This window comes from Actinomyces oris (assembly GCF_001937665.1).
GTDB lineage: Bacteria > Actinomycetota > Actinomycetes > Actinomycetales > Actinomycetaceae > Actinomyces > Actinomyces stomatis.
This window is the reverse complement of the sequence record NZ_MSKL01000008.1, coordinates 146,334-172,351: the sequence shown is the minus strand read 5'-3', so window position 1 is coordinate 172,351 and position 26,018 is coordinate 146,334. Positions and strand designations below refer to the sequence as shown.

The window sequence follows — 26,018 nt, the reverse complement described above, 5'->3', positions numbered from 1 at the left end:
TCTGGAAGGAGTCTGCTTGCCCTCGGGCGCGAATGTCAGTAACTTCATGGCTATGACTATTAGCCAACTTGAGGTGCCGGGCGGCACCATCGCCTACGAGGTGCATGAGCCTGCCGGTGCAGGTGCCGGATCGGACGCAATGAGCCGCCGGCCGCTTGTCGTCTGCTCACCGGCCATGGGGGACGTGCGGGACGTCTACGCACCGCTGGCGCAGTCCCTGAACGAGGCGGGCTTCCGTGTTGTCACTGCGGACCTGCGCGGTCACGGGGACAGCTCAGCAACCTTCACCGCCTATGGTGACGAGGCCACAGCATCCGACCTCATTGCCCTGATCGAGGCTCTCGACGCCGGCTCCGTCGTCGTCGTAGGAGCCTCCATGTCCGGAGCTGCTGCGGTGATCGCAGCCGGGCGCCGCCCCGACCTGGTGTGCGGGCTCGTCCTCGTCTGTCCCTTTCTGCGTGGGCCGCAGAGTCGAGTCAAGACTCTCGTGCAGCGCACCATGCTTGGGATCGCGCTGATGCGCCCTTGGGGTCCTGCTGTGTGGAACAGCTACTCGGCCAGGTTGTGGCCGGGACTGCATGACGCTCGGCAGCGAGCCACGAGCCTGGTGGATCTGCTGCGCCGCCCGGGGCGCTGGCGCGCCTTCTGGGCCACGACTCGCACCGACCACCGCGTCGTCACCCCCTGGCTGGACAAGGTGGACTGTCCCGTCCTCGTGGTCATGGGACAGAAGGATCCTGATTGGAAGGACCCCATGGCCGAGGCCTCCTGGGCCGCTCGTGCCGTTGGTGAAGGGATGGGAGAGGTCATGATGGTTTCCGACGCAGGGCACGCCCCGATGCTGGAACGCTCCGACGTCGTCGGGCCGCGTGTGGTCGACTTCGCTCGGCGTATCGTCGCGGGCAACGCCGGGTCGGGGTCGGCGGGGGAGAGGTGAAGGAGAGGGAGATGCCCAGAGCAGGGCTGAGTGCCGAGCGCGTGGTGGAGCGGGCGGCGCAGATCGTTGACGAGCATGGTCTTGAGGCGCTGTCCCTGAGTCGTCTGGCCGCCGATCTGGGAGTCGCGCCGCCGAGCCTGTACAAGCATGTTTCCGGTATGGGTGACCTGATCCGAGGAGTCTCCGTGCGGGCGGTGGACGAGCTCGCCGACCGCCTGGCGGCCTCCGTCATGGGACTGGCCGGACGTGACGCCCTGCGTGCCCTTGCTGAGGCTTACCGAGGCTTCGCCCATGAGCATCCCGGGCTCTATCCGATGACCCAGGTTCCCGTCGAGATGTCGGACGGGAGTCCGAGTCCGCTACGTTCATCCGCGGCTCAACGCACGGTTGCCATTGTTACCGCGGCGCTGGCCGGCTACCGCATTCCCGATGAGCGGGTCGTCGATGCTGTGCGAATGACCCGGGCATCGCTTCATGGCTTCGTGGATATCGAGGTCCACGGGGGCTTCGCCATGGACGTACCCATTGACGTGAGTTTTGCCACGCTCGTCGACTCTCTGGATGCCGCATTGATTGCTCTTGGTGGACAGCAGGGTGGCTAGGTATCAGTGAGGGCAAAAGGATAAGTCGCTTCAATGACCGGTTGGAAGGAGGTGCGTTGCGTGAGGCTTCCCCGGGTGCTGCCGGTGATCCGCTGAAGGCTCCCGCAGTCGCCCTGGAATAGGGCCCCCTCGCTTCCCGTTGCCCTAGCGTTCAGATCACGCCGAGTGGCGACCGCCTAAGGAGATGCGCACCCATGTCCCAGCCCACCGTCAATAGCGACGCACTCAACCAGACAGACGTCCCGGTCGAGGAGGTCGACCTTCTCGTCGTCGGAGGGGGGAAGGCCGGCAAGTCCTTGGCGATGCTGCGCGCCAAGGCCGGCGACAAGGTCGTCATGGTGGAGCGGGACAAGGTGGGCGGCACCTGCATCAACGTCGCCTGCATCCCCACCAAGACCCTCATCTCCGCCGCCCGTGTCCTCCATGAGGTCCAGGGCTCGCAGGCCTACGGCGTCACCCTGCCCGAGCAGGACGGCGGCGCCGACGCCCTGGCCCAGGCCCGCATCGAGCTGGCCTCCTTCCGCGCCCGCAAGGAGGCCGTTGTCGGCGGCATGGTGGCCGCCCACGAGAAGATGTTCCCCGCCTCCGGCATGGACTTCGTCAAGGGAACTGCCCGCTTCGTGGGGGAGCGCACCGTTGAGATCACCCTGAACGACGGCGGCCTGCGGCGCGTCCGCGGCGCCAAGGTCCTCATCAACACCGGCACCACGCCGTCGGTCCCACCGATCGAGGGCCTGGCCGACGTGCGCTACTGGACCAGCGAGGACCTGCTCACCCTGCCCGAGCTGCCCACCGGGCTCGTGGTCCTGGGCGGCGGCGTCATCGGTGTCGAGATGGCCTCCCTCATGGGGCTCCTCGGCGTGCCGGTCACCATTGTTCACGCTGGGGAGCACATCCTGGACCGCGAGGACGAGGACGTCGCCGCTGAGGTGACCGCCGGCCTGGAGGCCCTGGGGGTCACGGTCCTGGCCGGTGCTCACGCCTCGAAGGTCGCCACTGCTACCGACGGGGGCGGCGTCGTCGTCACCACCGACGACGGGCGCGAGGCGACCGGCTCCCACCTGCTCGTCGCCCTGGGACGCACCCCCGTCACCGCCGGTCTCGGCCTGGAGGCCACGGGCGTGGAGCTGACCGAGCGCGGCTTCGTGCGCGTCGACGACCACCTGCGCACCACCGCCGAGAACGTCTACGCCGCCGGTGACGTGGCCGGGACGCCACAGTTCACGCACGCCTCCTGGAACGACTTCCGCGTCCTGCGCGACCTCTTCGCCGGCAAGGAGGCATCCACCACCGGACGCCTCATCCCGTGGGCCGTCTTCACCACGCCCGAGCTCGGGCACGTGGGCCTGACCGAGACCGAGGCCCGCCAGGCCGGCTACGAGGTACGCGTCGCCAAGACCCCGACGGCGGCCGTCCCGCGCGCCAAGACCCTGGGCCGCACTGAGGGCTTCTTCAAGGTCGTCGTCGATGCCCGCACCGACCTCATCCTGGGCGCCGCCATCATCGGTGCCGAGGCCAGCGAGGTTGTCACCAGCATCCAGATGGCGATGCTGGGTGGCCTGACGTGGCAGCAGGTGCGTGACGCCGTCATCACCCACCCCACCATGAGCGAGGGACTCAACATCGTCCTGGACTCCCTGGGCTGAGAACCTGAGGTCGGGCCCCGCCTGAAAGGTCTGAATGACCTGCTCAGGCGGGGCGCACGCCCAGGCTCTCGACGCGCTCGGCCCCCGGCAGTGCCACGAGCAGCGCCCCGGGCACCAGGAGCTTGGAGTGGCGCACGCCCGAGCCGATGAGCACGGTGGCCCGGTCCGCCACGGCGCCGTCGATGAAGAGCCGCCAGTCCTCGGGCAGGCCGACCGGGGTGATCCCGCCGTACTCCATGCCGCTCATCTCCACCGCTCGTTCCACCGGGAGGAACGAGGCCTTGCGCACGTCGATGCGCTTCTTGACGACGTGGTTGACGTCGGCGAAGTCGGTGGCACGCACGACGCAGGCGGCGATGCGCTCCTGGCCGGTGCGCTTGCCGGCCACGAGCACGCAGTTCCCGGTCGCCTCGGGGTCCAGGGAGTAGTGCGCGTTGAGGGCGTCGGTGTCGGAGTGGGACGGGTCAATGGGGACCACCTGCGCCTGACGGGCCAGGTCCGCGCCCTCGGGTGAGGCCGCCTCCAGCGCCCGCAGCGCGGCGGCCACGGGCTCGGCGAGCAGATCGGTACGCTCCAGCGCCGGCTGCCAGCTGATCTCCGCAGCGAAGACCTCAGCCGGGTCACGCAGCTCAGTCATTCCTCTCATCCTCTCGACGACGTGGAGCGCCTCTCGATGCGCTCCACCAGACGGGTCCTGACCCCGGGCCACTGCTCCGGAGTGATGGCGAACATGGCCGTGTCGCGCGTGCGTCCCTCCTCACCGGGCGCCAGGGAGGGCTGCCAGGCTCGTAGGACACCCTCGAAGGTCGCGCCCAGTGCCGCGATCGCACCGCGGGCCACCTCGTTGCGCGCGTCGGTCTTGATGTCCACGCGGTCCACGCCCCAGCCCTCGAGGGCCTGCGTGAGCAGCAGGAGCTTGGCGGCCGGGTTGACGGCGGTGCCGCGAACAGCCGGCGAGAGCCAGGAGGAGCCGACCTCGACGGCGAAGAGCCGCCCGTCCGGCATCCATCGGGGCGTCAGGTAGGCGGTGTGACCGACGACGCGGCCGGTGGCGACCTCCACCTGGGCGAACGGCGCGTAGGTGCCCGTGGACCGACGGGCCAGACTGCGGGTCACGTAGTCCTCGACCTCGCCAGGTGCCGGCACCGTGGCGAAGGGAGTCGTGGTGGCGTCCTCGGCGGCCCGCTGCAGACCCGGCACGTGCTCGGGCGTCAGCGGCTCCAGGCGCACGATGTCGCCGGCCAGGGAGCCACAGGTCAGGACGGGGGACGGGGCATGCGAATCAGCGGTGCTCATACTGCCGATCATGGCAGTCGGAGTGTGGACGTCGTCGGGATGCCTCAGCATGTGGTCTCATTGTCCCCGTGCTGCACGTCATCTTCTTCGAGCCACGCATCCCGGGCAACACCGGGGCGGCGATCCGCCTGAGCGCCAACACCGGCTCCATGCTCCACCTCGTGGACCCCCTGTTCGACATGGACGACGCCAAGCTGCGCCGCGCTGGCCTGGACTACCACGACCTGGCCAACACGCGCGTTCATGCCACCTGGCAGGAGTGCCTCGAGCAGGTCCCCGGACGCATCTTCGCCTTCACCTCCCACACCGAGCGCCTCTACACCCAGGTCGACTGGCGCGGCGACGACGCCCTCCTGTTCGGTCCCGAGCCCACCGGCCTGCCCCAGGAGATCCTCGACCACCCGAGGGTGAGCGCCCGCCTGCGCATCCCCATGGTGGAGGGAAACCGCTCCCTCAACCTGGCCAACTCCGCCGCCATCGGCCTGTACGAGGCCTGGCGGTCCCTGGGCTTTGCCGGAGGGGCCTGAGCCCCTGCTTCAACCGTCTTCTCAGAGCATGCCGGCGGGTCGGATCGCCAGGTCCTCCACCACCGCGTCCAACGGGGTGTTCACGGCCAGGCGCACGGCCGCGGCCACCGACTGCGGCGCCATATGGTCCGCAGCCCGGTAGGCGGGGGTGGCCATGATTCCCTCGGTGCGCAGGCGCGCCGCATTGAAGGCGTGCAACCGCTCCTGCATGGGGGTGTCCACCCGACCCGGGTAGATCGAGGTGACTCGCACCTTGCCCGCCTCCTCCTGGCGCAGCGTGTCAGCCAGGGACTTCAGCCCCGCCTTGGAGGCGGAGTAGAGGACGTTGCCCGAACGGGGGGTCACTCCGGCGCCGGAGTTGATGAACACCGTCAGCCCGCGGGCCTCCCGCAGCGCCGGCAGCAGCAGACTCGTCAGATACGCCGTCGCCACCAGGTTGAGGTTCAGGACCGCCCGCCAACGTGTGGGCGTGATCTTGTCAACGGCACCGGGTGCCTCCATGCCGGCGCTGTGCACCAGCACGTCGAGGCTCTCAATGTCGATCCGGCTGACCAGTCTGGCCAGGGCCGTGTCATCGGTCAGGTCGACCGGGCAGATGAGAACTGCCGTCTGGGACTCCTCCTCCAGTGCGAGCGCCAGCTCCTCCAGGTCGTTGATGGAGCGGGCCAGCAGGATGAGGTTGTGGTCCCGGGCCAGGTCCCTGGCCACGGCCAGGCCGATCCCGGAGGTCGCTCCGGTGATGAGCGCGATGGGGCGGCGCTGGTGGCGGCCGGAACCGGCGCGTGTGAAACCATGGGCGGGAGTGAAGGGGATGGACTCCCCCTGACGGCGACGTCGGCCCGCCTTGGAGGACGAGGCGTCGACCTGGGCGATCTGTGGGCTCACTGGCCGTCCCTGAGGAAGGCGGCGGACCCGGGCTCCCCGGGCACGGAGTAGGTGGCGATGAGCGTGGCCCGGGCGATGCAGTGAGGTGCCAGGGTGAAGGCCGCCTTGGCGGGACTGGCCTCGTCGTTCAGGCCCAGAGTGTCCACGTCCAGGGCGGAGACGGTGAAGACGTAGCGGTGGTCGCCGTCGCCCGCCGGCGGGTAGGGGCCGAACCAGGCGTGGTCGCCCGAGTCCCCGGCCAGGTGGAAGGCGGCACCGTCGAGCTGAAGGTCGCTGGCCCCCGCGCCCCGCTCCAGCGAGGTGACCGAGGCGTCCAGGTCCACGATGGTCCAGTGCCACCAGCCCGACATGGTCGGAGCGTCCGGGTCGAAGCAGGACACGACGAAGGACTGCGTCTGCTCGGGGAAGCCCGACCAGCTCAAGGCGGGGGAGACGTTGTCGTGGATACCGGTGAAGATGTCCGGGATCCGACCCTGCTCGGTCAGATCCGCAGAGGTCAGCGTGAAGGAGGGGACCGAGGGCAGGAGGCCGGTAGGGGCCGGCGGGCGGGGGCGAGTGAGGTCGGCTGTCATAGGTGTACCTCCAGGCAGGTGATGGATAGGGGTGGTGGCCTTCCATGAGGGCACAGCCCCAACTGTAGACGCCTCTCCGCAGGCCCGTCCCTGTGGATCTCCTGTGGGATGGGTCGGTGGACTCATCTCGCCGTGAGACCTCCTTGTGACCGGCACCCCCGATTGATGTCGCAGTGGAGCGTTATCCTGAACCACATCCGTCGAACGTATGTACAGAAACGGGGGTGTCATGGGAGCCTCGACAACGCGTGCGCCATCAGGCGCCCAGAACCGCCTCAGTCGAGCCCGCCTCGCCCTGAGACTGGCCGAGGAGCGTACCGGACTGCGTGACTCAGCGGCCCTGAAGGTGCAGCGTGCCCTCTCCTCGGCATCGACCAGCACCCTGTTGAGCGCATCAGTCGACTCGTCTCGGGCAGCACCCCCCACTTCTCCCGCATCCTCCACGGCGCTCTCGGCCTGGCAGGACTCCGGCGTCCTCACTCTCCAAGGATCCACCACCCTCCTCCTGGCCGCTCTCGCCCTGCGCCAGGGAGAGGGCGGCTGGTGCGGCGTCATCGGGGGAGACGAGCTGGGCTGGTGTGCAGCCACCGAGGTCGGACTCGACCTCAACCGGGTCCTCACCGTTCCAACATCCCTCCTCGAGGACGGCTCCATCCTGACGGTCACCGCCACTCTGCTCGACGGCGTTGATGCCCTCCTCATCGGCGCCGCCGTCGCCGCACGCCTGCGCCCCCAGCACCGCAGACGCCTGCTGGCCCGGGCGCGCGAACGCGGCCACCTCATCCTGACCCCCGCCCACTGGGAAGGCGCCCGCAACCTCCATGCCGGCCCCCTGACCCCCGACACCGGAACCAAGAACACACCTCCCGCTCAGGCTCCGGTGGAGACCCCCGGAAAGCCCTCTGCCGACGCCGTCGTCATTCCCATCGGGCGAGGAGACTCACCCGCCCCGGTGCGAGCCGTCGAGATGCCGGCCGGGTACCTGCAACGCCTCAGCTGGACCCTGACCGACCCGCAGCGCCCACGACTCACCGCGACCGAAGAGCTCACACTCTCACTGTCCGCCGAAGGACTGCGCACGGGCTCCCACAACGCCGTCGACACCGTCGATCCGGACTCCAACCCGCAGGAGGCTGCCGGATGAACCCGCCACAACCGACCTCGCCGTCCGGGCCGCCCGCCTCCAGGCTCGTGGCCATCTGGGTCCCCGACTGGCCCGTCGTCGCCCTCACCCTGGAGGCCCGCCAGCAGCGTCGACACTCCCGCGCACGCCAAGAAGCCCCTCACCTGCCGGACCCGGCCACCGAGCCCGTCGCCGTCGTCGGTGCTCGCGGAGTCCTCGCCGCCTCAGCCCCGGCTCGCCGCGCCGGCATCGCCACCGGCATGCGACTGCGCACCGCCCGGTCCCTGTGCCCCGAGCTCACCGTTCTGCCTCCCCAGGAGGAACGCCAAAGCCGCGCCTTCGAAACCGTCATGGAGGCCCTCAGCTCGCTCCTGGCGGACCCCATGGTGGCCCGCCCCGGGCTGGCCCTGTCCGGCGTCAGAGGACCCGCCGCCTGGATCGGCGGAGAAGAACCCCTCGCCTCAGCCCTCGTGGAGACCGTCACCCAGGAGGCCGACGTCGAGTGCCAGATCGGCATCGCCGACTCCCTGTCCGGAGCCGTCCTGGCCGCCCGCCGAGGCGTCATCGTCGAACCAGGACGGACCCCGGAGTTCCTCGCCCCCTGGCCCCTGAACGCACTCCTGAGCTGCCTGCCCCTCAGCCGTCTACGGCGCGACGCCCGCCCCCTGCTGGAGACCTTCACCCGACTCGGCCTGCGCACCTTGGCGGACCTGGCGGCCCTGCCCCGAAAAGACGTCACCACCCGCTTCGGCCCCCTGGGGGAGAGACTCCACCACCTGGCCGCCGGCACCCACCACGAGGCCCCCGCCATGCCCCGGCCGGTTCAGGACATCACCGTCGCCTCCGAGCTCGACCCTCCCGTGGAACGCGCGGACACCGCAGCCTTCGCCGCCCGCCACCTCGCCGAGAACCTGGCGGCCCGCCTCCTGTCCGCAGGGCTCGCCGTCGGACGCCTCTGCGTTGCCGCCCGCTGCGAGGACGGCACCGACCTGGCCCGAACCTGGATGCTGGAGGACACTCCCACCCCCACCGAGCTCACCGACCGCGTGCGCTGGCAGCTCGAGGGGTGGCTCTCCGGACGCTCCGGACGCCCGCCCTCCTCCGGACTGACCCACCTGAGCCTGACGGCCCTCGAGCTGAGCCCGGCCACAACCTCCCAGGCAGGACTGTGGCAAGCGCCCGGACAACAGGCCCAGGCGCGCGCCCGCCGCGCCGCCGAGCGTGTGGAGTCCCTCCTGGGAGCCGGAAGCATCCTGGTTCCCAAGGTCGTTCCCGGGCGCGACCCGCGCTCGCGGGTACGCATGATCCCCTGGGGTGAGAGTGAAGGTGTAGGCGGGGCCGCGGGTGATGAACCGGCGCCCTGGAGTGGTGCTCTGCCCGAGCCCTCGCCCTCTGTCGTCCTGCCCCGGCCGGTTCCTGTGTGCCTCACCGATATTCGGGGGAGAGAGCTCGGCGTCGACATCCACGGTCAGCTCGACGGCGTCCCCGGCTTCCTCAGCGTCGACGACGGTGCGGATGACGCTGAGGACGATACTGTTGAGAGTGCGCCCCGGATGGAGTCCGTGCTCCTGTGGGCCGGTCCCTGGCCGGTCGACGAGGGCTGGTGGACTTCTCGAGGGCCTTCGCGCCGTGCCTACCTCCAGGTGGTTACCGACGTCGGGCCTCCCCGCCTGCTGGTGCGATCAGGCCGGTGGTGGCTCGATGCCGTCTACTCCTGAGAAGGTATCTGATGGTGTGGTCGCAGGGGCTGGGCGCCGTCGCCCCTTCAGCCACAGAAGCGCCAGAGTCACCAGGCACAGCCAGGCCAGTCCCAGGGACCAGCCGGCCAGAACATCGGTCATCCAGTGGTAGCCCAGGTAGACGCGGGAGGTCCCCACCAGCAGGGTCGCCCCTGCCGCCGCCATGATCGCCAGGGCCCGGTACAGGGTCGCCGCAGTGGATGTCAGAACCATCCCCGCCAGCAGGCCTGCAAAGACGGCCGTGTTGAAGGAGTGCCCCGAGGGGAAGGAGGTGGTCAAGGCGGGATCGCCCAGAAGAGTGTCTGTCGAGGGGCGTGTACGCCTGAAGGTCTCTTTGAGCGCCACCGTCAACAGACTGGAGCCGACCATCGTGAGGGTCAGGATCAGTGCGCGCATACGGTGGCCCCGCATGAAGAGGAGGACGGCGCAGATCGCGGTCAGGATCGTCAGTCCCACGGTGGATCCCAGGGCGGTGAACACCTGCATGATGACGGTCAGAGCCGGGTGGCGCTCATCCACGGCCCAGGTGGTGACACTCTGGTCGTGAGGCGCCAGCCCCGTCCCGGAGCTCGTGGTCAGGGCCAGCCAGGAGAACAGCGACAGTGTGATGACGGCGGTCGCGGCCAGTGTGCCGGCTTGCCTGGTGCGCCAGGTGTGAGGCAGGTGGTCGAGTGAGAGCATGAGGGGAGGTTATCCGTGCTGGTCTGGACGAGGCTATGCGTGCGCCATGGGCCGGCTGAGTGACGTCGTGGTGTGTTGCCTGTGTCTGGCTCGCTTGGCGGGTAGCATCCGGCCCGAGTGATCTGATCCGGTTCAGGAGGACCCGCGTGGCCAAGCTCTACTTCCGCTACGGAGCCATGAACTTCGGTAAGTCCACGGGATTGCTCCAGGCCGCCTACAACTACGAGGAGCGCAGTCAGCGTGTCCTGATTCTCAAGGCGGTAGTCGACACCAAGGGTGAGGACTCGGTCGTCTCCCGGCTCGGGGTGTCGCGTCGTGTCGACCTTATCGTCGACACCGACGACGACCTGCGCACCCTGGTGCACCGGCGTGCTCTGGCCGGTGCACGGCCCGTCTGCGACGAGGTTGATGCTCCGCAGGAGGCCATGTCCTTGCGAGAGGTTCTTGACTGCGTGCTCGTCGATGAGGCCCAGTTCCTCACGGCCCCCCAGGTGGACCAGCTCATGGAGATCGCGCTGATCGACGACGTGCCCGTCCTGGCCTACGGGATCCGCACCGACTTCCGCACAGTCAGCTTTCCCGGGTCACGGAGGCTGCTGGAGATCGCCCACTCCCTGGAAGAGCTCAAAACCATCTGCCGTTGCGGGCGCAAGGCCATCTTCAATGCCCGCAAGGTGGGGGAGTCATTCGTCTTCGACGGCGATCAGGTGGCCATCGACTCCGGGGATGTCACCTACGAGTCGCTGTGCGGCAAGTGCTACCTCGCTGCCGGTGGGAGCCTTCCCGATCGGTGAGCCGGGCTCCGGGACTGTGCTTGTGCTGGCGGGAGTACAAGGCTCACCGAGGGGGCGGGCCCCTCACTCCGAGATATTCCTTGTACTTAAGGAGTTACAAGCGTTATCGTGAAACTGTGAATGTCTCCTACGCACTCATCGCAGACATCATCCGCTCGCGCGACCTCCCTGATCGCAGGCGCGCTCAACGCGTCATTCACGAGACTCTGGACCGGGCCGCTGAAGGTCTGGCGTTGACGCAGCGCCCGTATGCCACGGTCGGTGATGAGCTGCAAGCAGTCTCGACGACTCTCGCCGACGCGCTTGCTCTCACCCTGCGCACACACCTCCTCCTGCCCGAAGGGTTGGGCCTTCGCTTCGGTATCGGTGTCGGAACGATCTCCGAGGTTGAGGGTGTGGCGGGGCGTCTGATTCAGGACGGCTCGGCGTGGTGGGCTGCACGTGAGGCGATTGAGAGCGCGCATCGCCTCCAGGATGAGGGGAGGGCATTCGTGCGTACCTGGCTGCGCATTCATCCGGATGTGGTCAGCGGCTCAGGAGGGGGGCAGAGCGAGCGAGAGGGGCTCGTTAACTCCGTCCTGATCCTGCGTGACCAGGCGGTATTCCGCTTTCAGCCACGTCAGCGCCGCATGATGGCCGGACTTCTCATGGGGATGACCCAGGTTGAGGTGGCCCGTCAGGAGAAGGTGAGTCAGCAGGCCGTGTCTGAATTCGCTCGTAGTGCTGGTTCCTCCTTGCTGGAGGTTCAAAAGCTCCTCGATGGGTTGAGTGGGAGGGGTGGGGGAGAATGACGGCCCTGCTCGTTCTGCTGCTTGCCGCCGCCTCCGTGGTTGACAGCTCCGCCTGGGCGGGTGGGAGGTCGTCCCGGATGCCCGCCGGGGTGAGACTGCTGGTGGGGGTGTCTGCGGTCGCTGCTCTTGGCGTCCTGGTCGGGTGGTCCATTCTTCATCTTGGGGCAGGAGGCATTGTCGTCATCATCCTGGTGGTCACCGCATGGATGTGCTGCGGCCTGGTTTCACAGGCCCGGTGGGAGAACTTGTTGAGGTCCCGTCGGCAGGAGCAGGTGGGGCGGGGCGCCTCCGAGGACCGCGCGAATCGGCTGGAACCGCATGTCCGCCTTGTCCACGCGGGCCTGCTGCTCCTCGCTGTGGGGCTCTGCGTCGTCGTGTCTCAGCCGGTTGGATCTCGGGCCGCCAAGATGAGCGTCGCCGTCGGAATCATCGTCCTCCTGACTGCTCCGGCCAATCGAGTCGTCGCCGACATCCTTGCTGCTGCTCGCCACTCCTCGCGGGAGGGCGGGGAGGCTGTTGCGGCTGGTTGCGAGCCTTCGCAGGAGAGCGGGAGGCAGGATGGGTTGGGGGGCTCAATGCGTGGCGGGCGCTGGATCGGTCCGCTTGAGCGAATCCTCATTCTCCTGCTCGCCTCCGTCGAGGCGCCTGCTGCCATCGCCGCAATTGTTGCCGCCAAGGGTGTGATCCGATTCCCCGAGATCAGCGAGGACAAGGCGGGGCAGAAGGCCGAGGAGTTCCTCATCGGCTCCTTCGTCTCCTGGATTCTGGCGGTCCTGGGCGCTGTGACCATTCACCTCGCCTGAGTCGCGTCACGTCGGGGAGGAGGTGGGGTCGGGCTGGTGGGTTCAGCCCAGCCTGAACCCACCAGCCCAAACCGAGCGCCCCAAACCGGATCACCCGAACCGAACGCCTCGAACCTGCATTCCTGAACTAGCCCACCCGGACCGGACTTCCCGGACCGGCTTACCCAAACCGGTTGGCCGGTTCAGGTGGGCGAGTTCGGGACGTGAGGCAAGGGCCGGTCCCACTCCGTCTCCGTGTGCCTGGGGCCAGGAAGGTCGAAGCCCCAGGTTTTCGTTGCTGTTCCAGCGATTCTGGAGCCCGTTTCGGTGTGCAGGTGGTGGGGGGGGGCTCAGGCTATACTGTACATATGTTCGAAGATGGTGTGCTTCCTCATGTCCCGGTCGGTGGTGCGGCCGGGGTGCTGGGTGTGCCTGCCGGGGGCGCGTCGGCGGGGGCTGTGGGCTGCGCTGAGGACGTGGCGGGTCTGCTGGGGTCCTTGGTCGCTGGTGGAGCGCTGGCCGGTGTGGTGGAGGGGCTGCTGGCCCGCCTGCTGGTCACCGTCCAGGATCACCACGACGACGACAGCGGCGGTGGTGGTGAGGGCTCTGATGCTGACGGTGCCGGCAGTGTTGATAGCGAGGGCTTGTTCGCTGGCGACAGCGGGGACGATGCGGCCTTGGTGGCTGCCGCTGAGGGACACAGGGTCGTGTCCGTGGAGGAGGCCGGCGCCTCGGGGATCATGGGCCTGGGGGCGCGGGATCTGGGGGAGCTGGCTGCGGCCTGTCACCGTCTGGTGGCGTGGGCGTCGTGGGGTGAGTCCCTGGCGGCGGCGTGCCTGACCGCCTGTGGTGAGCTGTCTGCTCATCCGGGTCAGTGGGGGCCGGACGGTCGGGTCTCGTCGGTGGTGGGGTTTGAGGAGCGCAGGTTCAACGCCACCTGCCTGCTGTCGGCTCGCCTGGGTCTGTCTCGGAGTCGGGCCGGGCAGATCGTGGATCACGGCAGCGCCCTGATGAGCATGGGTTTCAGTCCGGTTGAGGCCATGGAGCGGTGCGGGGTGCTGGATGCAGCCAAGGCGTCCTTGGTGACTCGCTGCCTGGGAGACGTGCCGGCCCCGATGGCGCTGGCCGTTCAGAAGCGGGTCCTGCCTCAGGCTCCTAGGCGCAGCGTGTCCCAGGTAGGACGCGACATTGAGCGGGCCCTGATGGAGACAGACCCCACCGGCTACAGGGAGCGCGTCCGGGCCAACCAGGAGCGTCGGTGCGTGTCGCGTCCCAGGCCCGCCGGTGAAGGCGTCTCCCAGGTCCGCCTGCTGCTGCCGACCATGGATGCGCTGCTGCTGGACGCGACCCCGGACGCGATCGCCGCCAGCGCGCGGGCCTGCGGCGAGCAGCGCACCCCGGCCCAGCTGCGCGCCGACGCCCTGACCTCGATGGCCCTGTCCACACTACGCACCAGCCAGCAGACCGCCTACCAGGCGACCACGCATGCCTTCGACGACGGCACCAGTGCCGGCACTGGCGGTAGTGACGGTCTGGGCAGCGCCGGTGGCTTTGGTGGTGGTCTTGACGGTTTGAGTGAGCTGGGTCCAGTGCCTGCCTCCTTAGCTCCTCCCAGGCGTTCTGCCTCCCTGGGTCGTCTGCTGCCTGACGGAGTGCCCCTGGAAGGCCTCCTGAGCAGCTTGAGCTCCTTGGTGGGGTCCGCCAGCCCGTGGTGGACACCCTCAGGCACCGGACACCTCCCCCTCCCCAAGAACATCCACATCGACGTCCAGGTCACCGTCCCCCTGAACAGCCTGGCACCACCGGGAGACCCCGCCAGCAGCGGTGACCCCGAGGGCAGTAAGTGTATTGACGACTCTGAACCTGTAAGGAGAACTCTGCCCACCACTAGTGGGAGGAGTCTGCCCGGACCCGGCCCGGCCACTCCCGCCTCCCCGTGCTCGACTGCTCCCGTCTCCCATCCCGCTGCCTCGTTGTCTGCTGCGGGCGGGGTCGCTGAGGTGTGGGTCGGGGCGCGCAGCGCGGCGGTGCCGGCCATGACTGCCTGGGCCCTGGCCGCCGGCGGGACCTGGAGGCGCCTGATCACCGACCCGGTCAGCGGCACCGTCATGAACGTGGGCCGCACCCGCTACCGTCCTCCGGCCGGCCTGGCCGACCTGGTACGCGCCCCGCGACCGGGCCTGCGTCTTCCCCACCTGCCAGACCCCCGCCTGCCGGTGCGACATCGACCACCTCACCGCCTGGAGCCAGGGCGGAACCACCAGCCTGGACAACCTCGCCACCCTGTGCGAGGCCCACCACCGCCTCAAGCACACCCCTGGCTGGACCCTTACCCGTGACCAGGCCAACGGGACACTGTCCTGGCACACCCCCGACAGGACCGTCTACCAGCGCCACCCAGACGGCACCATCACCCGCCACCCCAAGAGGGTCGGGCCCCACCAGCGCTACGTCCCCGGCACCGTCGTACCGGGGGATCTGAGCAAGCAGATCAGCCCCGACATCCTCAACCGCTTCAACCGGGCTCTTGACAGAACACTCGACGACCAGGTCCACGCCCCCACCGCTCTCGACACCAACACCAACACCAACAGCAGCCGCAGCCCCCGCCTCGAGACCCGCGGCCCCCAACCCGGCCAGAAAGCCGGAGCCTACGAGACCACCCCCTACCCCAAAGCCACCCACACCCTCGGACTCGCACCCCTCATCGACGCGGCCCCACCCTTCTCACACTCCAGATGCCACGGACAGACATGACCAGTCGACACCGCTATGCCGAGCTCCACGCCCACTCCGCCTACTCATTCCTCGACGGGGCCAACGAGCCCGATGACCTGGCCTCGGCCGCTGTCGAGCTCGGTCTGGAGGCCCTCGCCCTGACCGATCACGACGGCGTGCCCGGCATCGTCAAGCATGCCCAGGCGGGTCGTACCCACGGACTGCCCACCATTCACGGCACCGAGCTCACCCTGTCCGACGGCTCCCACCTGCCCGCCTTGGCTCGCAACCCCACCGGTTACCGTCGCCTGGTATCCGCCATTTCTCGGCACAACCTGGACACAGGGGAACGCCGAGAACCGGCCCACGACCTGCCCACGCTCGCCTCGGCTCTCCGCACTGACCCCACCGGCCGGACCGAGGGAGCCGCGGGAACCTGCCTCATCCTCACCGGCACCGCCAACGGTCCTCTGCGTCGGGCGCTGGGCGACCCTCGCCGCCCCGGCACCTGGGACCTGAAGGCGGCAGACGCCTGCCTGGGTCACCTCGCCGATCTCTTCGCCGCTCCTGACCGAGGCAACCTCTTAGGCGCCGGATCCACGACCGGTCGCCCACAGGTGGAAGGGGACGCCGCTATCGGCCTGGCCGTTGAGCTCACCCTGGATGGAGGCCCCACCGACGCCGCCCTCACCGAGGCCCTGACCCGCCTGGCTCACGACCACCGGCTGCCCCTCGTAGCCACCGGAGCGGTGCGCTGCGCCCGTCCCACCGACGCCCGTCTCGCCGACGTCCTCACCTCAACCCGCCTGGTCACCGACCTGGAAGGCTCCCGCGGGCATCTACCCGCCATCGGCCGCTGGCTACGAGGAGCCCAGGACATGGCTCTGCTCCACCGCCGCAGTCCCGACGCCGTCGATCTGGCCGCCGAGCTCGCCGAGGACCTCGCCTTCGACCTGTCGCTCATCGCTCCGGGCCTGCCCGATGCCGATGTCCCAGAGGGACATACTCCAGCCAGCTGGTTGCGCGAGCTCACCCGCCAAGGCGCCACCCGCCACTACGGCACCCCGCAGGAGCACCCCCGGGCCTGGGAGGTGCTCAACCACGAGCTCGAGGTCATCGAGTCCCTCGGATTCCCCGGCTACTTCCTCATCGTGCACGCCATCGTCGAGTTCTGCAGGCAGTCGGGAATCCTGTGCCAGGGGAGAGGGTCGGCGGCCAACTCCGCAGTCTGCTACGCCCTGGGAATCACAGCCGTCGACGCCGTCAGGCACCAGATGCTCTTCGAACGCTTCCTGTCCCCGAGGCGAGCCGGCTACCCGGACATCGACCTCGATATCGAGGCCTGCCGCCGCGAGGAAGTCATTCAACATGTCTACTCCCGATACGGCAGAGAGCGTGCCGCCCAGGTCGCCAACGTCATCTCCTACCGGCCCCGATCCGCAGTCCGTGACGCCGCCCGAGCCCTCGGCCACCCCGCCGGCGTGCAGGACACCTGGGCCAAGCAGATGGAGCGATGGACCTCGGTGCGCCCCGGAGGGCTGACTGGGCAGAGCGACGAGGTTCCCGAGCCGGTCCTCGATATCGCGGAGAAGCTGCTGCGGCTGCCCCGCCACCTGGGGGTCCATCCCGGAGGCATGGTCCTGTGCGGCCGCTCTGTCACCGAGGTCTGCCCGGTGCGCTGGGCCGCCATGGACAATCGCTCGGTTCTCCAGTGGGACAAGGACGACTGCGCCGAGGCCGGGCTGGTCAAGTTCGACCTTCTGGGCCTGGGAGCGCTCACTGCCCTGCGTCTGGCCTTCACCACACTGGCAGAGCGAGGACAGACCGTTCCCGACGCCGTGACGGAAGGAGAGGCGCGAACCTCCCAGTCCGGCCGCCCCTGGGGGCTGCACACTCTCCCCGAGGAGGATCCGGCCGTCTACAGACTGCTCACGGCCGCGGACACGGTCGGGGTCTTCCAAGTCGAGTCGCGTGCCCAGATGGCCACCCTGCCCCGACTTCGCCCCCAGACCTTCTACGACATCGTCGTCGAGGTCGCCCTCATCCGCCCCGGCCCCATCCAGGGCGACGCCGTCAACCCCTACATCCGCCGCCGGCTGAAGCGTGAGGAGATCACCTACCTGCACGACTCCCTCAAACCCGCCCTGACCAAGACCCTGGGAGTGCCCCTCTTCCAGGAACAGCTCATGCAGATCGCCGTCGACGCCGCGGGGTTCAGCCCCGCCGAGGCCGACACCCTGCGTCAGGCCATGGGGGCCAAACGATCCATCGAGCGCATGGATGCCCTCCGCGACAAGCTCATAGCCGGAATGAGGTCCCAGGGCATCGACACGCCCACCGCGGAGCAGATCTACAGCAAGCTGCGGTCGTTCGCCGAGTTCGGCTTCCCCGAGTCCCACGCCTTCTCCTTCGCCTACCTGGTCTATGCCTCGGCATGGCTCAAGGTGCGCAAGCCCGAGGACTTCTATGCCGGGGTCCTGGCCGCTCAACCCATGGGCTTCTGGTCCCCGCAGTCCCTTGTCGCCGACGCCCGCCGCCACGGTGTGCGCGTCCTGCCCGCAGACATCAACCGCTCACTGGCACAGGCCACCGTCGAGCAGCGGGAGAACCACCGGGATGCAGATCGATCAGGCCAGTGGGAACCGCTGAGCCCTCATCCCGCCGCCCCATCCGCCCTCGATGTCCACGATGACCTCGCGGTGCGTCTGGGCCTGGCCCCGATCAAGGGCCTGGGGGAGCGGGCTGCGCACGCCATCGTTGCCGAGCGCCGTGCCCACGGCCCCTACCGGGACCTGGCCGATCTTGCTCGACGCGTGAGCCTGAGCCGCTCCCGCCTTGAGGCGCTGGCCGCCTCAGGAGCCCTGGACGGCTTGGGGACGGAGCGCCGCCAGGCCCTGTGGGCTGCCGGGGTCCTCTCCGACGAGCACGGCCGCCGTCGCGACTCCTCCCGTCGAGGACAAGGCGCGTGGTGTCAGCCCACGCTTCCGGGGACCGCTGTCGGCGCCCAGGCCCCGACCCTGCCGACCATGACCGACCGTGAGCGCCAGGCCGCCGACCTGAGCCTGACCGGAGTGTCCACGCACGGCTCGCCCCTGAGGCTGCTGCGCCCCGCACTGGCCGCCGACGGCGTGCTGAGCGCAGCCGATCTCTCAGGTCAGGAGCATGGGAGCCGGGTGCGGGTCGCCGGCGTCGTCACCCACCGGCAGCGCCCCCACACGGCTTCCGGCATGATCTTCCTCAACCTGGAGGACGAGACCGGCCTGCTCAACGTCGCCTGCAGAGCCGGCATGTGGCGCCGCTACCGCAGCGTCGGCAGACGTGCCGTGGCCCTCATCGTGCGCGGCACCGTGGAGAAGGGAGACGGAGTCGTCGCGCTCATGGCCGAGCACCTCCAGGTCCTCCCCGGTGTCCCCGGCACCGGCAGCCGGGACTGGTGCTGACAGCGGCTCCTCTCACTCCTTGCGGGAGGAGTACGCGGGCAGCTCACCCGTGACCGGGGCGTCCTTGGTGTGCAGCTCGGAATAGACGGACCAGAGCACGCTGATCAGCGGAACCGCGACGATCGCGCCGAGCAGACCGGCGGCGTAGGTCCCCAGGGCGACGCCGATGATCACCACCACGGGATGCAGCGAAACCTGACGCCCCATGATGAGGGGCTGGAGGATGTGCCCCTCGATCTGGCCAATCCCCGCCACCCCCACGCCGACAACGATCATGGTGACGAAGCCGCCGGAGGCCAGGGCCACCACCATGGCCACGATCATCGCCAGAGGAGCGCCGATGATCGGGATGAAGGCGCCGATGAATACGAGCACCGCCAGGGGTGCCGCCAACGGGATCCCCACCAGCTGGAGGAAAATCCCGGCCATGATGGCGTCGGTGAGTGCCACCAGCACGGTGCCACGGGCGTAACCGGCGAAGGTGTACCAGCCAGCGCCCGCGGCCCGGTGAGTCGACTCCCGCATCGTGGCAGGCAGCTCGTTGAGGAACCAGCGCCACATCCTGCCCCCGGAGGCGAGGAAGAAGATGGTGACGAACAGTGCCAGGGCCAGGACTGTGAGCACATCGACGACCGCACTCGCGTTGGAGAGCAACTCCGAGGCCAGGGAGGGGGCATTGGACTGCAGATAGTGCTGCCCCTGACGCAACCAGAGCTGGAACTGGTGATAGATCTGCTGCTGTGTCAGGTGCAGCGGCCCGTTCTCCAGGAACTCCATGATCGTGTTGAGGCCATCACCGAACTGGGATGCCAGGGAGTTCCACTGACTGGTGACCGAGGTGACCACGTACGTGACCAGTCCGGCGATGGCACCGATGGTGCTGAGCAGTGCCAGGAAGGTTGCCGGGTAGCGGGGCATGATCCTGGCGAAGAGGTTGACCATCGGTTGGAGGATCGAGGTGAACACCAGCGCCATGAACAGGCCGACGAAGACCGGGATCACCTGTGAGGTGGCGTAGAAGACAAGACCGATGACAATGATGATGCCGAGGCCCAGCCAGGCCCCCATGCCGCCCCGCACCAGCCAGGCGGGCAAGGAGTCCATGATCGTGGAGCGGGTCGTCACCGTCTCCGGGAAGGAGACCGAGGGCGCCACGCGCACATGGGTGGTGGACACCGGGGGAGTGGTTGGCCTCACCGCTACGTCTTTGTCCGAGTCCGACTCCCAGCGCAGCTGGTGGTCGCGATCCGCCTGCCTGCGTCTCTCCGCCCAGTCGATGCCCCGGTCCAGTGCTGTCCGGGCATTCTTGAGCCGGCTCAGCAGGCCGCTGCTGCTGAGGATGTCCCGGGAGGACTTCTTCTCCGAGTCGGGCCCCTGAGCCGTCTGCTGGGAGCCGGGGCTCTGTGAGGACTCGGGAACCTCGGTCGACGTGTCCTGCGTCGGATCCTGTGACGGAGAGCTGTTTGTTGTCATGGGGTGAACGTTCAGTCCTTCGCTGGTCATCGGGCTGACGAAACATCTTCAGCCTACTAGCGTGGCCCCATGACCGCCCCGAATGTCGGCAATCCGACGCGCCCCACCTCTACGAACCAGATGCGTCTGCCTCGCACCGCCGCGTTGGGGCCAGGGCGGGGAGGACAGCAGAGACTTCTCATCGACGCTCCTGCCGGAGCCGCGGAGATCTACCTCCACGGTGCCACCGTGACCTCCTGGGTGCCGCGCGGTGGCTCGGAGGTCATCTTCACCTCACGGCAGGCGGTCTTCGATGGTTCCACCGCCATCCGTGGAGGAATCCCCCTGTGCCTGCCGGAGTTCGGCGTCGGCATCAACGGTGACGCCGTACCGAAGCACGGGTGGGCTCGCATCGCCCCCTGGCGGCTGCGCACGGTGACCACCACCGACGGCGGCGGTGTCCGCGCTCTTCTGAGCGTCAGCCGTGACCGCCTGATGGCGCTCTACGAGGTCGAGGTCGGTGAGACTCTGCGCCTGGGACTCAGCCTGCGCAACGAGGGGACCGAGCCCCGTACGGTGGAGGCGGCCGCCCACACCTACCTCTCAGTCCACGACGTCACCGCCAGCGTCATCAGCGGGCTCGCCGGCGCCTCCTGCAGTGACAATCTGGCTCGCAGTCCCAAGGAGGCCCGCCACGTCCAGGAAGGCGATGTGACAATCTCCGGACCCGTGGACCGCATCTACGACTCCGCCGAGCCGATCACCGTGACTGATCCTGGGCATCAGCGCACTATCCGCGTAGACAAGCGCAACGCGCCCTCAACGATCGTGTGGAACCCCTGGTCCACGTACAGTACCCCGCTGCCGGACATGGCTGACGACGAGTTCCCCGCCATGGTGTGTGTCGAGAGCGGAGCGGTGCGTGAGCACGCTCCGACCATCGCTGCTGGGGCGAGCTGGTCGATGCAGGTGACCTTGAGCGTCGAGAGTACCGGAGTGTGATGGGAAGCACTTGAACGTGACTTGGTGGCCTCGGTGGCCGTCATGCTAAGTTTCTCTGCGTCGCCGGGGCGAGGTCCTGGCGAGGCCGCTGAAAGGCGGAGGAGACAACACAAGTCCGAGTGGCGGAATAGGTAGACGCGCTAGCTTGAGGTGCTAGTGCCTTATTAAACGGGCGTGGGGGTTCAAGTCCCCCCTCGGACACCACCAACATATGATCCCCGGAACCAGAGGGTTCCGGGGATCATCGCGTCTCCGTCAGGAGACCTCGGTCAGCTCCATTCGGGACGGTAGAGGTCGGGGCGGGGAGGCATGCAGCACATAATGAGCGGCACGATTCCCAGTCCAACGCAGTAGAGAAGCAGGAACAGCCCCGACTGCCCGGTGTCATGAAGGCGACGGACCATTATTGCGAGCGACGGAATAATGATCGCGAAACCGTAGAGTATGAGCAGACCCAAGATGATGAGCGGTGCTAAAGGCATCTCTTCAGCGCCAGACATTGCTGCCGAAGCACCGATGGCCACTGCCAGTATGTAGAGACCAAGGGGGATGAGCACCTGGAACAGTAGAAATGACCACCAGAACTCGGCCTGAGATGCATAGCCTCGGAACTGGGCGTAGCGCTGGAAGTAGCGCTTGGCGGCCTCGCCGATGCTTGCGCCAGGCAGTGGGGCGACGTCGGGGGCTAATGACGTAGCCCCGAACTGGTTGGGGGTGCCGTAGGGTGCTGGGCCACCCGGGTAGGGGGCTGGGCCGCCATAGGGTGCCTGGCCGCCGTAGGACGGCTGCTCTCCGTAGGGAGCGGGGCCGCTTCCGTAGGACATGAATCCTCCAAGTGAGACGGGGTAGGGAGTTGTGAATGCCTTCATGGTCGAGGCATCCGAGTGGATGCGTCTTCTAGTTTCAGAACGGCATGCGTCCAACAGCCTAAGGGAAGGGAACTGGGCACGTCATCTTCGTCGTTGCTACCACGGTGGGGAGTAGTCCCTATACCGAATCGCAGGGCGGCCGTCCCGGTAGAGTGAGCCTTTATGCGCTCTGTTACCCCAGTGAGCACTCCTCCGGGCGCGCAGCACCGTCCCGAGCTGCTACGTGCGCGCGCCGGGGTCTGTCTGGTGTTCCTGGCCAATGGTCTGGGATTCGCCAACCTGGTGCCGCGTTTCCCGGAGATCGTGGCGGGGCTGGGGCTGAGCAAGAGTGCCTTCGGACAGGCCGTGGCCGCAGCCGGTGTCGGGGCTCTTGTGGCGGGGCTGGCAGCGTCATGGCTCATCTCCCGCCTGACCTCGGCCAAGGTCGCCAGCCTGGGCATGATCGTGGTGGCTCTGGCCCTCCTCGGAGTGGGGCTGGCTCGGTCGTGGGTCGTCCTGGCGGCCTGCCTGCTGGTTATGGGAGGGACGGACTCCATTGTCGATGTCGCACAGAATGCCCACGGGCTGCGGGTCCAGCGCCGTTGGGGAACCTCCATTGTGACGAGCTTCCACGCCTCGTGGTCACTGGGGGCGGTCCTAGGAGCAGCCATGGGTCAGGCCATGGCCGGAGCCGGAGTGGGACTGGGAACTCACATGGTGCTGACGGCGGCGGTGCTGTTAGGCCTCTCGGGAGGTCCCCTGCTCGCGGGCTGGTTCCTGCCTGGGCACGACCGCGCTGATCGCGCCCCCGATCCGTTTAAGGATCTCGACGGCACCCCCGAGATGAGCTCGGCGCCCTTGCCTCGTGGCGCCCTGCCGGCCACGGTCCTCGTGCTCATCGTTGTCAGTCTGCTGTGCGCCGCCTCGATGTTCCCCGAGGACGTCGCCATGAACTGGTCGTCCCTGCTTCTGTCCGAGCAGGGTGCTGGCGCCGGTCGGGTTGGGCTGGGGCTGGTGGCACTTCAAGGAATGATGATCATTGGGCGTCTGGTGGGCGACCGCATCATCGACGCTGTCGGTCAGCGAGCCGTGATCGCCTGGGGCGGGGCGCTGGTCACCCTCGGAATGAGTATCGCCCTCCTGCTCTCCTCCGTTACCGGGACGCTGCTGGGGATGGCGATCTCCGGGGCGGGGTGCGCCGTCGCCGTACCCGTGGCCTACTCCGCCGCCGACGACGTCGAAGGGCTTCCGCCCGGGCTGGGACTGACCATCGTGTCCTGGCTGGCCCGTCTGACAGGCCTTCTGGCGCCTCCGGTTGTCGGCCGGCTCGCTGACGACCACGGACTGTGGGTGGCTCTGGCCTACGGCCTGCTGGGAGGCCTCATCATGGTCACCTGCTGGCCGGTCCTGCACCGCAGGTCTGCCGGGGACGAGGAGACAGGGCGGACGCGAGGGTCAGGCCAGTCCCACGAGGCGTCGTCGTCCGGCGTCCCGGTGACGCGCCCAGACAATACTGACCACAACGGTGGTGGCCGTGGCGATCACGGTGAGTCCGATGTACACGGGGAGACTCAGGAATAACGCTGATACCGCTGAAGCGTCGGTTGAGCGTTCTGAGTGGCGTTGAATGAAGACCAGGACGCCTCCTGCCGCACACAGGACCCAGAAACCGGCCGCTGCCGCGTTCCAGTAGTCCTGTCGAAGGCGCGCCGCGCACCAACCGGGAAGATTGTCAACATCGACATCTCGAAGGCCTATGCGGCGAGGCGCGTCGTCTCCGGGAACCTGCGTCGGGTAAGCCACCAGGAGCCGGTCGCAGGCCTGTAACGACGGTATCAGGCCTATTCCGACCATTCCTGTGCAGACCAGAATGGCGAAGATCGTCCGGTCGGTGCTGAGAACTGCCCCGACTCCACTGAAGACGTAGATCAGGGCAAAAACGAGGATCATGAGGGATGAGGTGAGCAGGAGTTTTACTCTGCCTCTTCTGACGGTCTTGGTGACACTGTAGGCGTCGGGCCAGGCCGGTCCCATACGGCCATCAAGAGTGACTCCCCGCCTGCGCGTCTCACTATGAGGGCGGGTGATGAGGTCGGGACGTAGCCCCGCTTCAACGTCGAGCGGGCGCGACGATCCTGGCTGCTGCCCAGTTATCTGGGTGAGGACTGAGCGTAGGAGCTGCCACTGCTCCTCGGCGACGAAGTCCGGTGTCCGCAGGATCCAGGTGCTCCGGAGCCCAATAACCGTGATGAGCACGCCCAGGACGATGAATCCAGCAGGTATGAGCAGTAATGGTGAACCGAATGCGAAGGAATGGCCGTAAGCCTCATCGTCGATTCTCATCATGGGTGTGGCTATGATGAGAATGGAGAATGCGATGAAGGAGAAGAAAACTCCGAAGCCGGTTATAGCCAGCCTGCTCCACATTCCCGGACCCCACTGCCGGCCAGGCGCCGCAGTGCCCGGATCGTAAGAGGAGATGGCGGCCTTGACCGCCTGCTCAATCTGCTCTTGGCCGGCAATGGATGCCGGCACTGTGAGCCGTTCACGAACCAGGGGGAGCCTGGAGGCGGAGCCGAGCCCGGACTCGTAGTAGTACGTGCGCGTGGTCCCGCCATCAGACGAGGCGCTGACCGAGATGTTGCTGACGCGGGCCGGGACCCTCTGCTCGACCGTGACGACTGCGCCTTCCTGACGTACTCGCACGGCAGGGAGCTTCCAGCGTGCGATTGCGGGGCCATGACGACGACTTGCAGGTACGGGGCTGGGCATACTCATGTGGGCTTGTCTCCGTGGGGTGTGGGCAGAACTCAGATGAGTCCTGCCTGGTGGCGCAGTTCGCTGTCCTTCTGCTGTATCCAGTGCCTGCCGATCACAACGGTGGCGAGTGCTACAGCGATGACGACCAGCGCAAGGACCGAGTTCTGTATCAGTGCGTAGGTGTGAGCCTCCTGCGAGGAGGGGCTGGTCGAGAAAGCAGTCTGATTCAGCATCACAGAGGCGAATATGGCGAGAATAGCCACGACGAACTCAATGATGAACACGATCGCAGCAAGGTTCCAGTAGCGTTCGCGCCGGCGCGCATCGCACCACGCGGGTAAGGAGGCGGTGTCGACATCCTCCCAGCTGAGCTCTCGCGGTTCTTCCTCTCCGGGCATCGTACTGGGATAGGAAACGAGAAGGCGGTCGCACTGCCGGGAGGTGTGGGAGAGGATCGCACCGAAAACGCTGACGCCGCCGAGCAGAGGAATGAGTGTGAGCTGTCCGGCGGCGATGAACAGCAGGAAGATCAAAACCCCCACGGTCAGGAAGACTGAGGCGAAGACGGTCATGCCGATGAGGGTGCGCCGGCCCTGCCTCACGCGCTTGGCGACGTCGTAGGCATCCGGCCATGGGGGACCCATGCGCCCGTCACGGGTGACTCCTCGCGTGAGGGAGTCTCCGTTCGGGTGAGTGATGAGATCCCGGCGCAGGCCGGCCTCAATGTCCAGGGGGCGCGACGAGCCGGGCTCCTGCCCTGCCAACTGGGTCAGGGTCTGACGCAACAGCCCCCACTGCTCCTCGGCCACGAATTTCGGGGTGCGCAGGGCCCATGCTGCACGAGCGCCGACGACTGCAATGGCGAGTGCAACGAGGGCGAAGACGCTGGGAAGAACTGTCAAGACCTTCTGAATGCCGGCGAAGGGATCGCCCGGATGCGAGATGGAGGGGCTTCGGTGGAGGGAGACGGCGAGGTACAGGCCGAATCCCGCCATTCCTAGCGCGGCGACGGTCTGCAGCAGCCGCAGCAGCGCATCCCCACTGAGCTGAACGGACAGCGCCGCCGTGCCCGGGTCGTAGGCGGCGATGGCGTGGTTTACGGCTTGACGAACCTGCTGCTTACTTGCCGCACTGGCCGGAATGGTCAGACGCTCCTTGACGAGTGCCACTGATGTCGGAGATCCCAGTCCGGCTTCATAGATCGGAGTCTGATGCTCGTCGTGGAGGCTACTGGAGTCATCCCTGCGACTCGTGTGAATGCTCTCCACGCGGGCGGGAACCCTCTGCTCGACCGTGATGACATCGCCGCGTCTGCGTACCCTCACTGAGGGCAGCATCCAGCGGGGAATGGCGGGACCGTGACGGCGGTTCTCTGACAAGGGGGTGGTGCTCACGCAGGCTCTTCTCTCCTTGGTGCTTCGCC

Annotated in this window: 20 protein-coding genes, 1 tRNA gene and 1 pseudogene; 14 read left to right on the top strand and 8 right to left on the bottom strand. The window is 67.7% G+C overall.

Annotated features, from left to right (window positions below; translation table 11 throughout):
- The first annotated feature begins 52 nt into the window (after positions 1-52).
- From BKH28_RS04285 to BKH28_RS04275, 3 genes are all read left to right on the top strand, one after another.
- The gene (locus BKH28_RS04285) at positions 53-937 is read left to right on the top strand and encodes an alpha/beta fold hydrolase (protein ID WP_075417643.1); all 885 of its coding nucleotides are present in this window, start codon (positions 53-55) and stop codon (positions 935-937) included.
- An 11-nt stretch (positions 938-948) separates the two neighbouring features.
- Positions 949-1,539: a TetR/AcrR family transcriptional regulator gene (locus BKH28_RS04280; protein WP_075417629.1), complete on the top strand. Its 591-nt coding sequence runs from the start codon at positions 949-951 to the stop codon at positions 1,537-1,539.
- A gap of 194 nt (positions 1,540-1,733) precedes the next feature.
- Entirely contained in the window at positions 1,734-3,185 is a 1,452-nt protein-coding gene (locus BKH28_RS04275) for a dihydrolipoyl dehydrogenase family protein (protein WP_075417628.1), read from the top strand.
- 43 nt (positions 3,186-3,228) lie between these two features.
- On the opposite strand, the gene BKH28_RS04270 is transcribed toward BKH28_RS04275, so the two are convergent.
- Positions 3,229-3,822: a YbaK/EbsC family protein gene (locus BKH28_RS04270; RefSeq protein ID WP_075417627.1), complete on the bottom strand. Its 594-nt coding sequence runs from the start codon at positions 3,820-3,822 to the stop codon at positions 3,229-3,231.
- A 5-nt stretch (positions 3,823-3,827) separates the two neighbouring features.
- Positions 3,828-4,481: a GNAT family N-acetyltransferase gene (locus BKH28_RS04265; protein ID WP_075417642.1), complete on the bottom strand. Its 654-nt coding sequence runs from the start codon at positions 4,479-4,481 to the stop codon at positions 3,828-3,830.
- 68 nt (positions 4,482-4,549) lie between these two features.
- Between BKH28_RS04265 and BKH28_RS04260 the strand changes: the two genes are divergently transcribed.
- The gene (locus BKH28_RS04260) at positions 4,550-5,008 is read left to right on the top strand and encodes a tRNA (cytidine(34)-2'-O)-methyltransferase (RefSeq protein WP_075417626.1); all 459 of its coding nucleotides are present in this window, start codon (positions 4,550-4,552) and stop codon (positions 5,006-5,008) included.
- 21 nt (positions 5,009-5,029) lie between these two features.
- Here BKH28_RS04260 and BKH28_RS04255 read toward each other — a convergent pair whose 3' ends face one another.
- Together BKH28_RS04255 and BKH28_RS04250 are read right to left on the bottom strand one after the other, a co-directional pair.
- Positions 5,030-5,893: an SDR family oxidoreductase gene (locus BKH28_RS04255; RefSeq protein ID WP_075417625.1), complete on the bottom strand. Its 864-nt coding sequence runs from the start codon at positions 5,891-5,893 to the stop codon at positions 5,030-5,032.
- The gene (locus BKH28_RS04250) at positions 5,890-6,465 is read right to left on the bottom strand and encodes a YbhB/YbcL family Raf kinase inhibitor-like protein (RefSeq protein ID WP_075417624.1); all 576 of its coding nucleotides are present in this window, start codon (positions 6,463-6,465) and stop codon (positions 5,890-5,892) included. Before BKH28_RS04250 ends, BKH28_RS04255 begins: the two co-directional genes overlap by 4 nt.
- Before the next feature lie 229 nt (positions 6,466-6,694).
- On the opposite strand from BKH28_RS04250, the gene BKH28_RS04245 reads away from it, so the two are divergent.
- Both BKH28_RS04245 and BKH28_RS04240 read left to right on the top strand, forming a co-directional pair.
- Positions 6,695-7,609: a hypothetical protein gene (locus tag BKH28_RS04245; protein ID WP_075417623.1), complete on the top strand. Its 915-nt coding sequence runs from the start codon at positions 6,695-6,697 to the stop codon at positions 7,607-7,609.
- The gene (locus BKH28_RS04240; RefSeq protein ID WP_075417622.1) at positions 7,606-9,306 is read left to right on the top strand and encodes a DNA polymerase Y family protein; all 1,701 of its coding nucleotides are present in this window, start codon (positions 7,606-7,608) and stop codon (positions 9,304-9,306) included. Before BKH28_RS04245 ends, BKH28_RS04240 begins: the two co-directional genes overlap by 4 nt.
- On the opposite strand, the gene BKH28_RS04235 is transcribed toward BKH28_RS04240, so the two are convergent.
- Positions 9,271-10,008 (bottom strand): phosphatase PAP2 family protein, encoded by a 738-nt coding sequence (locus BKH28_RS04235; RefSeq protein WP_075417621.1) that lies wholly within the window; start codon positions 10,006-10,008, stop codon positions 9,271-9,273. The genes BKH28_RS04240 and BKH28_RS04235 overlap by 36 nt on opposite strands.
- Positions 10,009-10,154: 146 nt before the next feature.
- Between BKH28_RS04235 and BKH28_RS04230 the strand changes: the two genes are divergently transcribed.
- The 5 genes and pseudogenes from BKH28_RS04230 (at position 10,155) to BKH28_RS04210 (ending at position 18,533) form a co-directional block, all read left to right on the top strand.
- Entirely contained in the window at positions 10,155-10,802 is a 648-nt protein-coding gene (locus tag BKH28_RS04230; RefSeq protein ID WP_075417620.1) for a thymidine kinase, read from the top strand.
- A gap of 116 nt (positions 10,803-10,918) precedes the next feature.
- Positions 10,919-11,593, top strand: a complete 675-nt coding sequence (locus BKH28_RS04225; RefSeq protein ID WP_075417619.1) for a SatD family protein — start codon at positions 10,919-10,921, stop codon at positions 11,591-11,593.
- Positions 11,590-12,396, top strand: coding sequence for a hypothetical protein (locus tag BKH28_RS04220; protein WP_075417618.1), 807 nt, complete (start codon positions 11,590-11,592; stop codon positions 12,394-12,396). Before BKH28_RS04225 ends, BKH28_RS04220 begins: the two co-directional genes overlap by 4 nt.
- A gap of 347 nt (positions 12,397-12,743) precedes the next feature.
- A pseudogene (locus BKH28_RS04215) lies at positions 12,744-15,132 on the top strand (DUF222 domain-containing protein).
- A complete protein-coding gene (locus BKH28_RS04210; RefSeq protein WP_075417617.1) occupies positions 15,129-18,533 on the top strand; it encodes an error-prone DNA polymerase in 3,405 nt (1,134 codons plus the stop codon). The pseudogene BKH28_RS04215 and the gene BKH28_RS04210 overlap by 4 nt, the downstream one beginning before the upstream one ends.
- A gap of 12 nt (positions 18,534-18,545) precedes the next feature.
- On the opposite strand, the gene BKH28_RS04205 is transcribed toward BKH28_RS04210, so the two are convergent.
- A complete protein-coding gene (locus tag BKH28_RS04205) occupies positions 18,546-20,006 on the bottom strand; it encodes an AI-2E family transporter (protein ID WP_075417616.1) in 1,461 nt (486 codons plus the stop codon).
- 69 nt (positions 20,007-20,075) lie between these two features.
- Here BKH28_RS04205 and BKH28_RS04200 point away from each other — a divergent pair, with 69 nt between their 5' ends.
- Together BKH28_RS04200 and BKH28_RS04195 are read left to right on the top strand one after the other, a co-directional pair.
- The gene (locus tag BKH28_RS04200; protein WP_075417615.1) at positions 20,076-20,987 is read left to right on the top strand and encodes a D-hexose-6-phosphate mutarotase; all 912 of its coding nucleotides are present in this window, start codon (positions 20,076-20,078) and stop codon (positions 20,985-20,987) included.
- Between the two features lie 113 nt (positions 20,988-21,100).
- Positions 21,101-21,191, top strand: a tRNA-Leu gene (locus BKH28_RS04195).
- Between the two features lie 65 nt (positions 21,192-21,256).
- Here BKH28_RS04195 and BKH28_RS04190 read toward each other — a convergent pair.
- Positions 21,257-21,811, bottom strand: a complete 555-nt coding sequence (locus BKH28_RS04190; protein ID WP_075417614.1) for a DUF805 domain-containing protein — start codon at positions 21,809-21,811, stop codon at positions 21,257-21,259.
- 207 nt (positions 21,812-22,018) lie between these two features.
- Between BKH28_RS04190 and BKH28_RS04185 the strand changes: the two genes are divergently transcribed.
- A complete protein-coding gene (locus BKH28_RS04185; protein WP_081380030.1) occupies positions 22,019-23,416 on the top strand; it encodes an MFS transporter in 1,398 nt (465 codons plus the stop codon).
- A 1,229-nt stretch (positions 23,417-24,645) separates the two neighbouring features.
- Here BKH28_RS04185 and BKH28_RS04175 read toward each other — a convergent pair.
- Positions 24,646-25,989 carry a hypothetical protein gene (locus BKH28_RS04175; RefSeq protein ID WP_075417612.1) on the bottom strand — a complete coding sequence of 448 codons (1,344 nt, stop codon included), beginning with the start codon at positions 25,987-25,989 and terminating at the stop codon, positions 24,646-24,648.
- Positions 25,990-26,018 lie beyond the last annotated feature (29 nt).

Coding starts and splice junctions, on each gene's coding strand:
- BKH28_RS04285 (WP_075417643.1), top strand. CDS start 53: ATGACTATTAGCCAACTTGAGGTGCCGGGCGGCACCATCGCCTACGAG.
- BKH28_RS04245 (WP_075417623.1), top strand. CDS start 6,695: ATGGGAGCCTCGACAACGCGTGCGCCATCAGGCGCCCAGAACCGCCTC.
- BKH28_RS04270 (WP_075417627.1), bottom strand. CDS start 3,822: ATGACTGAGCTGCGTGACCCGGCTGAGGTCTTCGCTGCGGAGATCAGC.
- BKH28_RS04250 (WP_075417624.1), bottom strand. CDS start 6,465: ATGACAGCCGACCTCACTCGCCCCCGCCCGCCGGCCCCTACCGGCCTC.
- BKH28_RS04275 (WP_075417628.1), top strand. CDS start 1,734: ATGTCCCAGCCCACCGTCAATAGCGACGCACTCAACCAGACAGACGTC.
- BKH28_RS04265 (WP_075417642.1), bottom strand. CDS start 4,481: ATGAGCACCGCTGATTCGCATGCCCCGTCCCCCGTCCTGACCTGTGGC.
- BKH28_RS04280 (WP_075417629.1), top strand. CDS start 949: ATGCCCAGAGCAGGGCTGAGTGCCGAGCGCGTGGTGGAGCGGGCGGCG.
- BKH28_RS04235 (WP_075417621.1), bottom strand. CDS start 10,008: ATGCTCTCACTCGACCACCTGCCTCACACCTGGCGCACCAGGCAAGCC.
- BKH28_RS04210 (WP_075417617.1), top strand. CDS start 15,129: ATGACCAGTCGACACCGCTATGCCGAGCTCCACGCCCACTCCGCCTAC.
- BKH28_RS04205 (WP_075417616.1), bottom strand. CDS start 20,006: ATGACAACAAACAGCTCTCCGTCACAGGATCCGACGCAGGACACGTCG.
- BKH28_RS04190 (WP_075417614.1), bottom strand. CDS start 21,811: ATGTCCTACGGAAGCGGCCCCGCTCCCTACGGAGAGCAGCCGTCCTAC.
- BKH28_RS04200 (WP_075417615.1), top strand. CDS start 20,076: ATGACCGCCCCGAATGTCGGCAATCCGACGCGCCCCACCTCTACGAAC.
- BKH28_RS04185 (WP_081380030.1), top strand. CDS start 22,019: ATGCGCTCTGTTACCCCAGTGAGCACTCCTCCGGGCGCGCAGCACCGT.
- BKH28_RS04220 (WP_075417618.1), top strand. CDS start 11,590: ATGACGGCCCTGCTCGTTCTGCTGCTTGCCGCCGCCTCCGTGGTTGAC.
- BKH28_RS04240 (WP_075417622.1), top strand. CDS start 7,606: ATGAACCCGCCACAACCGACCTCGCCGTCCGGGCCGCCCGCCTCCAGG.